Here is a 12,886-nt window from a genome sequence, read left to right as displayed (position 1 = left end):
CCATCACCGACAGCCGCATCCGGGGGAACCGCTCATGAGTGAAGGACAAGTTGCCGCCCTCCTGCTCTGGCTGGTGCTGCTCGCCTTCAGTCTGAACGCCTCCCTGCTGCGCACTCTTGGCGCCCACCCGCTCTATCAGCATCTTTGCCTCGGCGGCGCCATCGTGCTGGTACCGCTGTGGACCTTGCGGGCCGGGTTGCACGAGGGGCTCGAGATCCACTTTCTCGGCCTCACCAGCCTGACCCTGTTGCTGGGCTGGCGCCTCGCCCTGCTTGCCCCCTGCCTCACCCTGCTGGTCCTCGCTTACTTCGGGGTCATCCCCCTGGCCGACATCGGCTGGCAGGCCCTCATCGGCGTCGCCCTGCCGGTGGCCACCAGCTGGCTGCTGTTTCTGGGGAGCTGGGCCTGGCTGCCTCGCCACCTCTTCGTCTATCTGTTCGTGGCGGCATTTCTCGGGGGGGCGCTGAGCATTTCGGCCAAGGTGATCGCCAGCGCCCTGCTGATGGGGGTGAGCGGCACCTACTCCTGGCACACCATCAGCGCCGACTACCTCTCCATCTGGCCGCTGCTGCTCTTCCCCGAGGCGCTCCTCAACGGCATGACCATGACCCTGCTCGCCGTCTATCGCCCCCACTGGGTCAACACCTTCTTCGACAGGGAGTACCTGGGGCGCTGAACCTGCCCGTGGTCCATAAAAAAGCCCGCAGTTGCGGGCTTTTTCTCTGCGGGCAGTCAGACGCTGCGCGGGCGCAGGTGGGCATGCCAGCGGGCTTCCCACTTCTTGAACAACCAGACGATGACGAAGGTGAGCAGCATGTAGAGCAGACCTGCGGTCAGGAACGCCTCGAACGGGCTGTAGTAGCGGGAGTTGATGATCCGCGCCGCCCCCGTCAGATCGACGATGGTGATGATGCCCGCCACCGCCGACCCCTGCAGCATGAAGATCACCTCGTTGCTGTAGGCCGGCAGCGCACGGCGAAACGAGTTGGGCAGGATGATGCAGGTGAGGGTCTGCCAGCGGGTCATGCCGAAGGCGCTTGCCGCTTCTATCTGCCCCTTGGGCATGTTCATCACGGCGCCACGCACTATCTCGGCGGTGTAGGCGCCGGTGTTGAGAGTGAACGCCAGCAGGGCACAGAACCAGGCTTCCGAGAAGAGGGACCAGGCCGCACTGTTCTTGAGCCACTCCCACTGGGCGGCACCGTAGTAGATGATGAAGAGCTGCACCAGAAGCGGGGTGCCACGGAAGAAGTAGATATAGGCCCAGATTGGCCCCTTTATCAACCAGTTGCGGCTGTTGCGCAGTATGCCCATGGGCACCGCCAGCATGAGCCCCAGCATGAGCGAGGCGGCCACCAGCCAGATGGTGGTATAGAGCCCCTCCCAGTAGGTGGGCCACTCCTTGAGAATGATCGAGAAATCCATGGCTTACCTCGTCTTGATGGCGTAGTGACGCTCGGCCCACTTGAGCGCCGAGGTAGAGACTGCGGTGAAGACCAGGAAGATCAGCGCCACCGCCATGTAGAAGGTGAAAGGCTGCTGGGTCGAGCCCGCCGCGAGCGACGCCTTTCGCACCATGTCATCGAGCCCGATGATGGAGACCAGGGCCGTGGTTTTCAGCAGCACCAGCCAGTTGTTGCCAAACCCGGGCAGGGCGTGGCGCATCATCTGGGGAAAGAGGATCCGCACAAAGACCTGGCTTGCCCGCATGCCGAAGGCACGGGCCGCCTCGAGCTCCCCCTTGTCCACCGCCAGGATGGCGCCGCGGAAGGTCTCGGTCATGTAGGCGCCGAAGATGAAGCCGATGGTGGCGACCCCGGCCGCAAACGGGCTGATGTCGATGTAATCGGGCAGCAGGGAGACCCACTCCTGGTTCGGGTTGCTCGCCAGCAGGTGGTTGTTGTAGGCCTCGTTGACCCAGGTGCAGATCCCGTTGATGAGCACCTGGCCGCCGAAGAAGAGCAGCATCATCAGCACCAGATCCGGGATGCCGCGAATGACGGTGGTGTAGGCCGCCGCGATGCCGCGTGCCCACTTGTAGGGAGAGAGCTTGGCCAGGGCCCCCAGCATGCCGAGCACCAGGGCCAGCAGCAGGGAGGCGAGCGCCACCTCCAGGGTGATCCAGGCCCCCTCCAGCAGAGAGGTTTCGTATCCTTTCAAATCAAACATATGCAATGCAGCTCCATCGCAATCGGGCCCGTCACTCCCAGCGGAAGGCAACGGGCCCGATGACTACTGACGGGATCAACCTGTCGTTGTTCGCCTGACGTCGGCTTACTCGCCGTACACGTCGAAGTCGAAGTACTTGTCGTTGATTTCCTTGTACTTGCCATTGGCACGCAGGGCCAGGATGGCGGCATTGAATTTCTCTTTCAGATCCTTGTCAGCCTTGCGCACCGCGATGCCGGCACCCTCGCCAAACCACTTGGGATCGGTCAGTTTCGGGCCGATGAACTCGAAGGCATCGCCCCCTTCCTTCTTCAGCAGGCCGTCGCTGATGGCGGCGGAGTCGGCCATCACGTAGTCGACACGGCCGGATTTTAGATCGAGGTAGGCTTCATCCGCTGTGCCGTAGCGCTTGATGGTGGCATTGGGGAAGTTGTCGGTGATGTAGGTATCCATGGAGGTGGCACGCTGCACGGCGATGGTCTTGCCGTCCATGAAGGCCTTGTCGAGCTGGATCTCGGTCCCTTTCTTGGCGGCGAAGCGCGCCGGGATGTGCTGGTACTTCTGGGTGAAGTCCACCTTCTTCTTGCGCTCTTCGGTGATGTCCATGGTGGCGATGATGGCGTCATACTTGCGCGACAGCAGCGCCGGAATGATGCCGTCCCAGTCCTGCTTGATCAGGGTGCACTTCACTTTCATCTCGTCGCACAGGGCGTTGGCGATGTCGATGTCGAAGCCTTTCACCTCGCCGCTCGGCTCGGTCCAGGAGAAGGGGGGATAGGCCCCTTCCACCCCGATCCGGACCTCTTTCCACTCCTTGGCCATCAGGCTACCGGAACACAGGGCCGTCATCACGGCAGTCGCCAGCATCAGCTTGTTCATGTATCTCTCCTTGATAAACACGTCGATCGTTGAAAGTACGGATGGTTGAAATTGAATCCCGTCCATCAATAGATGGACGAGATGAATTGCTTGAATCGCTCCGACTTGGGATGGGCGAAGATCTCCTTGGGATTGCCCTCCTCCTCCACGCGCCCCTGGTGCAGGAACATCACCTTGTTCGACACGTCGCGGGCAAAGGACATCTCGTGGGTCACCACCATCATGGTACGCCCCTCTTCCGCCAGCTCGCGCATCAGGCCAAGGACCTCCCCCACCAGTTCAGGGTCGAGGGCCGAGGTAGGCTCGTCAAACAACATCACCTCGGGCTCCACCGCCAGCGCCCGGGCGATGGCGGCCCGCTGCTGCTGACCGCCGGAGAGGTGACCGGGATAATAGTCGCGACGCTCCCACAGCCCCACCCGGTTGAGCAGGTGCTCCGCCTTGGCGATGGCCTCGGCACGGGGCACCTTGAGTACCTGGATGGGCACTTCGATGATGTTCTGCATGATGGTCATGTGGGACCAGAGATTGAAGCTTTGAAACACCATGGCCAACCGGCTGCGGATACGCTCCACCTGGCGCATGTCTTCCGGCAGGCGTTCGCCGGAACGGCTGGTTTTCATCCGGATCAGCTCCCCATGGAGGGAGACACTGCCCGATGAGGGGGTTTCAAGCAGATTGATACAGCGTAGAAAGGTCGACTTCCCCGAACCCGAGGAGCCGATGAGGGAGATCACATCCCCCTTGTGGGCCGTCATATCGATGCCCTTGAGCACTTCGTGGGTGCCAAAATACTTGTGCAGATCACGAACTTCCAGTGCGGCAACGTCGCTCATCCATTACAACCTTGTCTGTCCCTAGACGCCGCTTCGGCGTGACTCCACCATCGTCCATTTAACAAAACGTTAACCGATGGCAACCTTCAGCGAAAATATCATTGAGGTAGTGAAAAAACAATACAGAACCGAGGTATTTGGTGTTTTATCTGTATTTTTATTGGCCTATTGAGTATTTTTCAGCACTTTGTCTGCATAAAATCCATTTTTTGTCGCACCTCCTCTACCGCTCTTTTATACCCGCAGCGCACTGGTAGCAAGCATATTTCACCATATCCGCCAGATGTCATCCAAAAGGACTTTATTCACCCGGGCAGATTCCCCTTCTCTCGTCATTTCATGGGGATGAAATTGATTTCTCAGGTGATGTGGCCCTCTTTCCCCGTTTGCGTACAGAGCCGACTGTCATCAAAAAACACAACAATATGATAAAAAAGTCCCGTATGGGCCATGCTGATGCACAGATCCGTGACACAGGTGCAACAAGTCGTGATAAGGTGCCGTTTTTCCACGTTTTGTGATCGAGGCCCCGATGTTGCTCAATGTGTTGCTGATCCTGCTGCCGCTCGTGATCGGCTATCTGGTTCCCCTCTCTTCCGCCCGTCTGATCAAACTGGTCAACCAGTCCCTGGGCAAGATGGTCTACCTCATCCTGTTCCTGATGGGGCTGGGGCTGGCCTATGTGGAGAACCTGGGCAGCAACCTGGCAGTGATCTTCAAGGTGGCAGGGGTGATGCTCGCAGCCATTACCCTGTGCAACCTGCTGGCCCTGTGGTGGCTGGACAAGCGCAGCCCCCCCACCCACGAGGCCAGTGACGGCAAGATGCCGAGCAAGCTGCACCTGTTGTGGGAATCCCTCCAGCTCTGTTTCGTGGTGCTGGGGGGCGTCTTGCTGGGGCTGGTGGTGGACCTGCGCGCCCTGCCCATCGACAAGTTGAGCGAGTGGGCCCTGATGCTGCTGCTCTTGCTCATCGGCATCCAGATGCGCAACTCCGGCATGCGCCTGCGCCAGATCCTGCTCAATCCCTGGGGCATGAAGATCGCGCTCACCGTCATCCTCAGCAGCTGGCTCGGCAGCCTGCTGGCCGCCCAGCTGCTCGGCATGCCCTTTGCCCATGGCCTCGCGATGAGCTCCAGTTTTGGCTGGTATTCGCTCTCCGGCATTCTGGTAGCGGACAAGCTGGGCCCGGTGCTGGGCTCCGCCGCCTTCATCAACGATCTGGGGCGCGAGCTTATCGCCATCCTCATCATCCCGGTGCTGATGCGCCGCCACCCCAGCGCCGCCATCGGCTACGGCGGCGCCACGGCGCTGGACTTCACCCTGCCTGTCATCCAGAAATCCGGCGGCATCCAGGTGGTGCCGGTGGCCATCGTCTCCGGCTTTATCCTGAGCCTGCTCGGCCCCATTCTGATCCTGGGGTTCCTGGCCATCTGAACCCCATGGCACGACAAAGCCCGGCACTGCTGCCGGGCTTTTTGTTGATGAACTGAGCGGGCTGGATGACAGACGCCGGTATTCAGGTGCGCCACCGGCCCCCACTCATCACCCGCTCGATGGCGAACGTATCAGGATCGATCAGCAGCAGATCCGCATCCTGCCCCACCCCCAGGGTCCCCTTGCTCGCAAGCCCCAGCGCCCTGGCCGGATTGGCCGTCACTACCGCCAGTGCCGTCTCCAGTGCCACCCCCTTGCCGCAGGCCGCCACCACCTCCTGCCACAGGCTCCCTATCTGGCCGCAGCGCAGCTCGATGAGTCGCCCCTCGCCGTCAAAGCGCGGCAGACTGGCGTTGGCGTCCGAGCTGAAGCTGATGCGATCCACGGGCACGCCGGCCGCCAGCAACGCCACCAGGGCGTCGGCCGCGAGCCGCTCCCCGTCATCCAGCAGATCCGGAAAGCTCGACGTGGTGAGGTCGACCCAGCCGCCTGCCCGACCCCACTCGATGGCCTCGGCAAAGAGCCAGGGATTGCGGTTGCAGTGGGTGGGGTAGAGCTGGCGAAGCGGGATGTCGGTGCCGTCCCGCAACGCCCGCAGGGGCGCCAGCGCCCCGCGGCCATCCCCCAGGTGAAAGAAGCTGACGCCACTTTTGCCCGACAACAGCCCGGCCACCCGCGCCTCGCTCGCCAGCCGCGCCAGCTCGTCGTGGGTGGGGGCGCTGGACCTGTGATCGCTGATGGCCACCTCCCCTACCCCCAGCACCTCGGGGATCAGCATGATGTCCGACTCCACCGTGCCGGTGAGGGTCTTGACCGGCAGGTGGTAGGAGCCGGTGTACATGAAGGCGCTCACCCCGGCGGCGCGAAACTCGCGCACCTTCCCCAGCACCTGGGCCGGGCTGCGGGTCAGGCTGTCGGTGCCGAGCGCCGCCACGAGCGTGGTAACCCCCGCCGCAAGGGCCTCCCTTGCCGAGAGCTCCGGCGTGCGAAAGCCGAAGCCTCCCTCGCCGCCGCCTCCCGTGATATGGGCGAGCGGGTCAACCAGTCCGGGCACCAGATAGCGGCCGCCAGCGTCCACCCGCGTCAGTGGCCAGTCGGCCGGAACCGTCAGTCCCTTGCCCATCCAGGCGATGCGACCATCCGCCACCAGCAGATCCTGCTGGCCAAGCGGGGCCGGACTATGGATCTGCGCACCCTCGATCAGGGTCAACATGGGGTCTCTCCTTGCTGCATGAAAAAGGAGGGAGCAGGCTCCCTCCGACTGTTACCCATCAACCGCCATAGATATCGTACTTGAAGTACTTCCGGTTGATCTCCTGATACTTACCGCTGGCGCGCAGGGCCTTGATGGCGTCGTTCAGCTTGGCCCTGAGATCCGGATCCCCCTTGCGCACCGCGATCCCCATGCCGTCGCCAAACCATTGACGGTCGGTCAGGGCCGGCCCCACATAGTCGTACTTGTCGCCCCCTTCCTTGCCAAGCAACCCCTGTTCGATGGCCGAGGCGTCGGCCAGCAGGGCCAGCACCCGTCCCGCCTTCAGGTCGAGGTAGGCTTCATCGGCACTGCCGTAACGCACTATGGTGACGCTGGAGCCGAAGTTGTCGGTCAGGTACTTGTCGTGGGTGGTGGCCCGCTGCACGCCGATGCGCTTGCCCGCCATCCCTTCCGGCGTCAGCGTCAGTTCGGTGCCCCTGGCCGCCACGAAGCGGTTGGGAATGTGGGCATATTTCTCGGTGAAGTCGACCTTCTTGCGCCGCTCGTCGGTGATCGACATGGCGGCGATGATGGCGTCGTACTTGCGCGACAGCAAGGCCGGGATCATGCCGTCCCAATCCTGGGCCACCAGTTCGCACCTGACGGCCATCTGCTGGCACAGGGCGTTGGCAAGATCGATGTCAAATCCCTTGATCTCTCCGGACGCATCGGTCCATGAGAAGGGTGGATAGGCCCCCTCCACCCCAAAGCGTACCGTCTTCCACTCCTTGGCGGTGACGGGGGTGGCGAGCAGACAGGCAGCAACAAGGGCTGACAGGGTCAGTGTGGTCTTCATCGTGAGTACTCCATTACATAAAAAGCGCACAGGCGCGGTCAAGGCATCGCAGGCAGAGGCAAGCGATGGCCAACAAACGGCAAATTGCAGATGAGCGGGATTACGCCGCCATGGGCGTCAATGAACTGCTCCGGGGCCTCGACCTATTCGTCGAACCACTCGGAGAGATAGAAAGGCTTGAAATAGAAGGCCAGAAAAAAGCCTCTGGCTTTGCGCATCATGGTGATTTGTCGCGTCCTGTGACAAAGATGGCAAGCACCTTACCACGCCTCAAATTTGCCCGGCAAGGGGACTTGGGGATGAAACATCCTGCCCATGGTCAATCCGGCCACGATTCGTTAGGCTCGGATCACCCGTTCACGCCCAGGCACGCGAGCCCCATCCCATGAATTTTCTCGCCCACCTCCATCTGGCGGCCCATACCGGCAGCTCCCTCACCGGCAACCTGCTGGGGGACTTCATCAAGGGCCCGCTGCCGACGGGTCTGGCTGACCACTTCGACGAGGGGATCTGGCTGCACCGCAAGATAGACGCCTTCACCGATGCCCACCCGGCCCATCGGGCCGCCGTGGCGAGCTTCGCCCCCCCCTGGCGCCGCTTCGGCGGCATTGTGGTGGACATGCTCTACGATCACTGGCTCAGCCAGCACTGGCAGAGGTTCAGCGCAGCCCCCCTGCCCCACTTTCTGGCGCAGAGCTATGGTCAACTTCTCCTGGATCATCACAGCCTGCCACAGGGCCTGCCGATGGCCCTGCGGCGCATGGCCGAGCAGGACTGGCTGGCCTCCTACCAGTACCGGGAAGGGGTGGGGGCGGCCCTCAACGGCATCGGTCGTCGGCTGCGCCGCCCCGTGCCGCTCGGGGAGGCGCTCCACGCCCTGGATCAGGCTCGCTGGACCGAGGCCGAGCACGCCTTCCTGCACTTCTACCCGGAGCTGATGCGCTTTTGCGAGGCGCAGATCGCCGCCCACCGCACTGCCACCTCATCCCCGCCATAAAAAAACGCCCCGAGCGGGGCGTTGTCATCGGGGGAACGCTCAGGCCTTGGGGCTGGCCGGCAGGAAGCGAAACGCCTTGGCCGGGACGAATTTCTCCGCCGTCTCCCCCGCATAGAGCTGCTGCTCGGTCAGGGGCAACTTGCGCACCGGGGCCCCCGCGGCGAGATCCAGCTTGTCCATGCTCACCCAGAAGGTGTTGGGCAGATGGGTCAGCTCGAAGAAATAGCGGCGATGCTGCTGATCCGCCACGCTGCGCCACAGGGTAGTGGAGATGTTGGGCTGATCCGGGGTGCTGATCCCCATGGGTACCGAGACGTTGCGCATCACGCTCATCACCCCGGCCACCGCCTCGTTGGCCTGGTCGGTCTTTGGCAGGGTCTTGATGTAGAAGGAGGCGCGGGCAAAACGATCCGCCGAGCGGTTGGTGCCGGGCAGCATGGTGAGACCGCCAATCTCCTCCCAGTAGTCGTTGAGAGCCAGTTGCTTGTCGAAGGTCGGCGAGTTGGTCATCACCTGATAGCTGCGGTCGTGGTAGATCTGCAGCTTGCCCCCCACGTACTGGAAGATGGCGGAATCGCCGCTCGCATCGGAGAGGGAGAGGTGCAGCTGGCCCGGCTTGCCATCCGGGGTCAGGGTGGTCACCACATAGAACTCATCTCTGGAGAGGGCCTCGACCGCCTCGGCCACGGTGGCGAAGTTGTCCAGCGCGTACTGGGCCCAGAGCGAGATGGAGAGAGTCTTGCGCGGATCCTTGTCGCTCGGGGTCACATACTCGGACTCGGTCAGATAGAGGAGGTTGGCCACCAGCCCCTTCTCGTTCATGCCGTCGGCAGTGCCCGCATCGAAGCCTGCCGCCACCACGGAGCCGTAGCGCGACGTCCACGTCATGGAGTGCGCGCCGGCCTCCCCTTCCCGCGCGATGCCACGGGGCAGCGCCCAGAGATTGGTCGGCACGGCGCTGCGCCAGTCCATGGTACGACCGGTCACCACCAGCGCTCCCTCCCCCTGATAGACGGCGCGGGTACAGGCATCGGCGAGGGAGCTGACGGAGAGGGAGACGGTCAGGGCCAGCAGGGTCTTGTGCAACAGGGGGGAACGCAGGATTGTCATATGGATCACTCGAGTCTGGTGAAAACACAAGCATACCTCTTTTTGCATAACAGGGGCTGACTGAGGCTGGCAAGCCAGGTGGCAGATCTGTCAACAGAGGCGCTTCCCTGCCAATCAGCGATCAATATTCATAAATTAATCAAAGAGATAAGCAAGCCACTTCGGGGCGATACCGCCAGATGCCATTCGCTGGCTTGCGTCGGTTTCAGACACATACCCTGCCCGCCAGCAGGCGGACAGGGAGGGGCTCAGCCTTCCTTCTTGCGGATACTCAGCCCCAGCTCGCGGCCGCGCAGGCGGGCGTAATAGATGGTGCCCACAAACGCCAGGGTGGTGAGCACCAGCTCCACCACCGCCAGCCACCGCTCCCCCTCATCCGTGGTGATCAGGGTCAGAGCGTGCAGGAAGTAGGGCATCAGCACGAAATTGCCCCAGGCGTGGGTGTAGGGATTGCCCTGCACTATGCCCTTGAGGGGGAAGAGCAGCGGCACCGTCCAGATCACCGGCAACAGCCAGGGGGCGAGATACGGGTGGGGCGAGAGCCAGAGGTGCCAGAGCAGCACCCAGGCCAGCAGGCCGAAAAAACCGGCCAGGGTCAGCAGGCGAGCGAAGCGGGTGGTCACTTGAGGATCTCCAGCACCTGCTCGGGCGGACGACCGATGCGGGCCTGCCCGTTCTTGATGACGATGGGGCGCTCGATGAGCTTGGGGTGCTGGTGCATGGCACGAATGAGGTCATCGCCGCTCACCTCGCCGAGCCCCAGCTCCTTGTAGAGATCTTCCTTGGTGCGCATCAGCTGTCGGGGATCCGTGAAGCCAAGCTGACTCAGGAGGGTGCGGATCTGTGCCTCGCTCGGGGCCTGCTCCAGATAGAGCACCACCTCGGGGGCGACCCCGTGCTGTTCCAGCAAGGCCAGGGTTTCACGGCTCTTGGAGCAGCGCGGATTGTGGTAGATTTGGGTCTCGCTCATGATAACTCCCTGATTAATCGCAAGATGGGACAAGAAATGGCGCTATTGTAGGGGAAACGGATGGTCAGGGTAAGCGGGAAGGCTATGGAAATGAAACGGATCTGTTGGCTGATTGTGGCAACCCTGCTGGGGGCCTGCAGCCCGGCACCCGACTTCACCGACGGCGCGGGAAAGAAGGTCAGCCTCGCGGATCTCGGTGGCAAACCGCTGCTGGTCAACTACTTCGCTCCCTGGTGCGCCCCCTGCCTGCGGGAGATGCCCCTGCTGGCAACATTGCACCAGGAAGGGCGGATCCGGGTGATCGCCATCAACTATGACCCCGCCTCCCCCGCCGAACTGACCGAGCTGGCAAGGCGCCACGCCATCAGGGTTCCCCTGATGATCCCGGATGACGACGCCCGCCTCCCGTTCCCAAGGCCCGGGGCGCTGCCCACCAGCTATCTGCTCGATGCCAGGGGCACGCTGCTGGAGACCCTGGTGGGGGAGCTGGACGAACAGAAGCTCGCCGAGATAAAACGCCGCCTGGTGAGCGCCCCATAGCAGAGCCATCCATCACATTCATTTCTTCATCATCAAGATGCGTTGAAACCGATGAAAGGCCCTATTTTAGCCTGCAAAACAAGGCGGGGTGCCCCCAAAGGAGCACCCCGCCTGCCATCAACCCGCTCCGGACTCAGCCCTTGAGGCTGTCCAGATCCTTCTTGGCCCGCTCCAGCTGGGTGATGCGCGCCTCGATGCGGGCCAGGGTCAGCTTGTCGCTGGTGGTGCCCCGCGCCACGATCAGTTCGTCGATGGCCGCCTGGTAGTCCCCGCGCAGGGAGAGGGTCTCAGCCCGCGCCATGTGCAGGTCCGTCATTCTGCCCGCCTTGCGGTAGGCGTCCGACAGCAGGCTCCAGGCCAGGCTGTTCTCGTCGTGCTCCCGGGCATAAGGGTCCAGGATGGCGATGGACTTCTTGTAGTTGCCCCCCTCCAGATAGGCGTTGCCGAGGTTCACCACCACCACCTCGTTGTCCGGCATCCGGGTGCGGAAGCGCTCCAGTCTGGCGATGGCCTGGGCGCTGCGCCCCTTGGCGAGATCGATGTCGGTCAGGGCATCCACCACGAAGAGATCCTCCGGGTGACGGGTCGCCAGCTCCTGCATCAGGGTGTCGGCCTCGTCGGTGCGCTTGAGCTGCAACAGGGCCAGCGCCTTGCCATAGATGGCGGCATCCTTGAGGGGGTAATCCCCCTTCTGCAGGCGGCTGTCGAAGTAGGTGAGCAGCGCCTGGGGCGTCTCGGTGCCATAGCGCACCTGGATGCGCACCTTGGCCAGCCAGAAGTCCAGGCTCGGCGGCAGGGCGCGCGCGCCATAGCTCCCTGCCCTGGCTCGGGCTTCGCTGATCCGGGTCTCCGGCAGGGGGTGAGTCAGCAGCATCTCCGGCGGCTTGCTGGCATAGCGGTACTCCGCCGCCAGCTTCTGGAAGAAGTTGGCCATGCCCATGGGATCGAACCCGGCGTCATACAGCGTCTTCATGCCGATGCGATCCGCCTCGTATTCGTTGTCCCGGGTGTAGTTGATGGCCGACTGCATCGACAAACCAAGCGTGGTCTGCAAGGCCGCGATGCCGGCGGTGGGGTTGATCACCGCGAGTGCAATGGAGCCCACCAGGCCGGCCAGGGTCATGGCGGAGCTGCTCGCCTGCGCCTCCATGTAACGGGCGATGTGACGCTGGGTCACGTGGGTGATTTCGTGGGCCAGTACCGAGGCCAGCTCGCTCTCGCTCTCGGCGTAGAGGAAGAGGCCGGTGTGCACCTTGACCCGGCCACCGAGGAAGGCCGCCGCGTTGATACTGGGATCATTGATGAGGAAGAAGGTGAACGGGAAGCGCACCCCGTCGGCATTGGTCAGCAGCCGCTGGCCCAGATCGTCGATGTATTCGTTGAGCACGGGGTCATCGATGATGGGCAGGCCCGCCCGGGCAAAACGCATGAAGGCGTTGCCGTAGCGCACCTCCTGCTCGATGGGCAGTGCGGCGACCCCGGCGGTACCGATGTCGGGCAACTGGTTGCTCCCCTGGGCGTGGAAGGTCGCCCCCATCAGGGTGACCAACAGGGGAAGCGATGCTATCAGGGGGGAAAAACGTGCCACGTTATCTCTATCTCCAATCAGACCCCAGCGGGCATCGGCAGAATACCCTTGCCATTCAAGGCCCACAAGCGTTGTTTCATCCTCTCATCACGGCCATAATGACCGCCACGCACGCGATGGAGTTCTCATGGAACAGCTCGACCTGACCCCCTGGCGTTGTCCCGAGCCCCTCATCCGGCTCAAGCTCTGGTTGCGCCAGGCCCGGCCCGGTCAATCCGTGTGCATCCAGCTCGGTGATGCAGGCTCCCGGCAGGACATTCCCGCCTATCTGCGCCGTCAGGGTCACCATGTCCAGACCCGGGAAGAGTCAG

Annotated in this window: 16 protein-coding genes; 6 read left to right on the top strand and 10 right to left on the bottom strand. The window is 62.8% G+C overall.

What is annotated here, in order from left to right; translation table 11 throughout:
• Positions 1-34 precede the first annotated feature (34 nt).
• On the top strand, positions 35-676 hold the full coding sequence (locus tag BN1120_RS10085; protein ID WP_042015945.1) for an energy-coupling factor ABC transporter permease: 642 nt from the start codon (positions 35-37) through the stop codon (positions 674-676).
• Between the two features lie 56 nt (positions 677-732).
• Here BN1120_RS10085 and BN1120_RS10080 read toward each other — a convergent pair whose 3' ends face one another.
• The 4 genes from BN1120_RS10080 to BN1120_RS10065 all read right to left on the bottom strand — a co-directional run bounded on the left by BN1120_RS10080 (position 733) and on the right by BN1120_RS10065 (position 3,884).
• On the bottom strand, positions 733-1,425 hold the full coding sequence (locus BN1120_RS10080; protein ID WP_042015944.1) for an ABC transporter permease: 693 nt from the start codon (positions 1,423-1,425) through the stop codon (positions 733-735).
• 3 nt (positions 1,426-1,428) lie between these two features.
• Positions 1,429-2,169 carry an ABC transporter permease gene (locus BN1120_RS10075; RefSeq protein WP_010674269.1) on the bottom strand — a complete coding sequence of 247 codons (741 nt, stop codon included), beginning with the start codon at positions 2,167-2,169 and terminating at the stop codon, positions 1,429-1,431.
• A gap of 105 nt (positions 2,170-2,274) precedes the next feature.
• Positions 2,275-3,048, bottom strand: a complete 774-nt coding sequence (locus tag BN1120_RS10070; RefSeq protein WP_041212797.1) for an ABC transporter substrate-binding protein — start codon at positions 3,046-3,048, stop codon at positions 2,275-2,277.
• A gap of 65 nt (positions 3,049-3,113) precedes the next feature.
• Positions 3,114-3,884 carry an ABC transporter ATP-binding protein gene (locus BN1120_RS10065; RefSeq protein ID WP_010674267.1) on the bottom strand — a complete coding sequence of 257 codons (771 nt, stop codon included), beginning with the start codon at positions 3,882-3,884 and terminating at the stop codon, positions 3,114-3,116.
• A gap of 532 nt (positions 3,885-4,416) precedes the next feature.
• Here BN1120_RS10065 and BN1120_RS10060 point away from each other — a divergent pair.
• Complete coding sequence (locus BN1120_RS10060) at positions 4,417-5,319, top strand: LysO family transporter (RefSeq protein WP_041215456.1); 903 nt, start codon at positions 4,417-4,419, stop codon at positions 5,317-5,319.
• Between the two features lie 82 nt (positions 5,320-5,401).
• Here the strand turns inward: BN1120_RS10060 and iadA are convergent, their stop codons facing one another.
• Positions 5,402-6,532 carry a beta-aspartyl-peptidase gene (gene iadA / locus BN1120_RS10055; RefSeq protein ID WP_042015943.1) on the bottom strand — a complete coding sequence of 377 codons (1,131 nt, stop codon included), beginning with the start codon at positions 6,530-6,532 and terminating at the stop codon, positions 5,402-5,404.
• Positions 6,533-6,590: 58 nt separating this feature from the next.
• Positions 6,591-7,370, bottom strand: coding sequence for an ABC transporter substrate-binding protein (locus BN1120_RS10050; RefSeq protein WP_042015942.1), 780 nt, complete (start codon positions 7,368-7,370; stop codon positions 6,591-6,593).
• A gap of 65 nt (positions 7,371-7,435) precedes the next feature.
• Here BN1120_RS10050 and BN1120_RS10045 point away from each other — a divergent pair, with 65 nt between their 5' ends.
• A complete protein-coding gene (locus BN1120_RS10045) occupies positions 7,436-7,759 on the top strand; it encodes a hypothetical protein (RefSeq protein WP_042015941.1) in 324 nt (107 codons plus the stop codon).
• Positions 7,756-8,367: an acyl carrier protein phosphodiesterase gene (locus BN1120_RS10040; protein WP_042015939.1), complete on the top strand. Its 612-nt coding sequence runs from the start codon at positions 7,756-7,758 to the stop codon at positions 8,365-8,367. Before BN1120_RS10045 ends, BN1120_RS10040 begins: the two co-directional genes overlap by 4 nt.
• Positions 8,368-8,406: 39 nt before the next feature.
• Here BN1120_RS10040 and BN1120_RS10035 read toward each other — a convergent pair whose 3' ends face one another.
• From BN1120_RS10035 to arsC, 3 genes are all read right to left on the bottom strand, one after another.
• Positions 8,407-9,477, bottom strand: a complete 1,071-nt coding sequence (locus tag BN1120_RS10035) for a linear amide C-N hydrolase (protein WP_052455408.1) — start codon at positions 9,475-9,477, stop codon at positions 8,407-8,409.
• A 248-nt stretch (positions 9,478-9,725) separates the two neighbouring features.
• Positions 9,726-10,100, bottom strand: coding sequence for a DUF2069 domain-containing protein (locus tag BN1120_RS10030; RefSeq protein ID WP_042015936.1), 375 nt, complete (start codon positions 10,098-10,100; stop codon positions 9,726-9,728).
• The gene (gene arsC / locus BN1120_RS10025; RefSeq protein WP_010674260.1) at positions 10,097-10,447 is read right to left on the bottom strand and encodes an arsenate reductase (glutaredoxin); all 351 of its coding nucleotides are present in this window, start codon (positions 10,445-10,447) and stop codon (positions 10,097-10,099) included. Before arsC ends, BN1120_RS10030 begins: the two co-directional genes overlap by 4 nt.
• A gap of 60 nt (positions 10,448-10,507) precedes the next feature.
• On the opposite strand from arsC, the gene BN1120_RS10020 reads away from it, so the two are divergent.
• Positions 10,508-10,987 carry a TlpA family protein disulfide reductase gene (locus BN1120_RS10020; RefSeq protein ID WP_042015933.1) on the top strand — a complete coding sequence of 160 codons (480 nt, stop codon included), beginning with the start codon at positions 10,508-10,510 and terminating at the stop codon, positions 10,985-10,987.
• A 133-nt stretch (positions 10,988-11,120) separates the two neighbouring features.
• Here the strand turns inward: BN1120_RS10020 and bepA are convergent, their stop codons facing one another.
• Positions 11,121-12,575: a beta-barrel assembly-enhancing protease gene (bepA, locus tag BN1120_RS10015; RefSeq protein ID WP_223918331.1), complete on the bottom strand. Its 1,455-nt coding sequence runs from the start codon at positions 12,573-12,575 to the stop codon at positions 11,121-11,123.
• Positions 12,576-12,702: 127 nt separating this feature from the next.
• Here bepA and BN1120_RS10010 point away from each other — a divergent pair.
• On the top strand, positions 12,703-12,886 hold a 184-nt coding region (locus BN1120_RS10010), incomplete at its 3' end, for a sulfurtransferase TusA family protein (RefSeq protein WP_080767976.1).

The organism is Aeromonas caviae (assembly GCF_000819785.1).
Classification (GTDB): Bacteria; Pseudomonadota; Gammaproteobacteria; order Enterobacterales; family Aeromonadaceae; genus Aeromonas; species Aeromonas caviae.
Note: the sequence above shows the minus strand (reverse complement) of the source record. Positions and strands in the feature narration are given on the sequence as shown.

What these genes read in the sequence shown, in the direction of transcription:
- iadA (WP_042015943.1), bottom strand. Translation starts at nt 6,532, where the DNA reads ATGTTGACCCTGATCGAGGGTGCGCAGATCCATAGTCCGGCCCCGCTT.
- BN1120_RS10085 (WP_042015945.1), top strand. Translation starts at nt 35, where the DNA reads ATGAGTGAAGGACAAGTTGCCGCCCTCCTGCTCTGGCTGGTGCTGCTC.
- BN1120_RS10060 (WP_041215456.1), top strand. Translation starts at nt 4,417, where the DNA reads ATGTTGCTCAATGTGTTGCTGATCCTGCTGCCGCTCGTGATCGGCTAT.
- BN1120_RS10075 (WP_010674269.1), bottom strand. Translation starts at nt 2,169, where the DNA reads ATGTTTGATTTGAAAGGATACGAAACCTCTCTGCTGGAGGGGGCCTGG.
- BN1120_RS10045 (WP_042015941.1), top strand. Translation starts at nt 7,436, where the DNA reads ATGGCCAACAAACGGCAAATTGCAGATGAGCGGGATTACGCCGCCATG.
- BN1120_RS10080 (WP_042015944.1), bottom strand. Translation starts at nt 1,425, where the DNA reads ATGGATTTCTCGATCATTCTCAAGGAGTGGCCCACCTACTGGGAGGGG.
- BN1120_RS10020 (WP_042015933.1), top strand. Translation starts at nt 10,508, where the DNA reads ATGGTCAGGGTAAGCGGGAAGGCTATGGAAATGAAACGGATCTGTTGG.
- BN1120_RS10070 (WP_041212797.1), bottom strand. Translation starts at nt 3,048, where the DNA reads ATGAACAAGCTGATGCTGGCGACTGCCGTGATGACGGCCCTGTGTTCC.
- BN1120_RS10065 (WP_010674267.1), bottom strand. Translation starts at nt 3,884, where the DNA reads ATGAGCGACGTTGCCGCACTGGAAGTTCGTGATCTGCACAAGTATTTT.
- BN1120_RS10040 (WP_042015939.1), top strand. Translation starts at nt 7,756, where the DNA reads ATGAATTTTCTCGCCCACCTCCATCTGGCGGCCCATACCGGCAGCTCC.
- BN1120_RS10050 (WP_042015942.1), bottom strand. Translation starts at nt 7,370, where the DNA reads ATGAAGACCACACTGACCCTGTCAGCCCTTGTTGCTGCCTGTCTGCTC.
- BN1120_RS10035 (WP_052455408.1), bottom strand. Translation starts at nt 9,477, where the DNA reads ATGACAATCCTGCGTTCCCCCCTGTTGCACAAGACCCTGCTGGCCCTG.
- arsC (WP_010674260.1), bottom strand. Translation starts at nt 10,447, where the DNA reads ATGAGCGAGACCCAAATCTACCACAATCCGCGCTGCTCCAAGAGCCGT.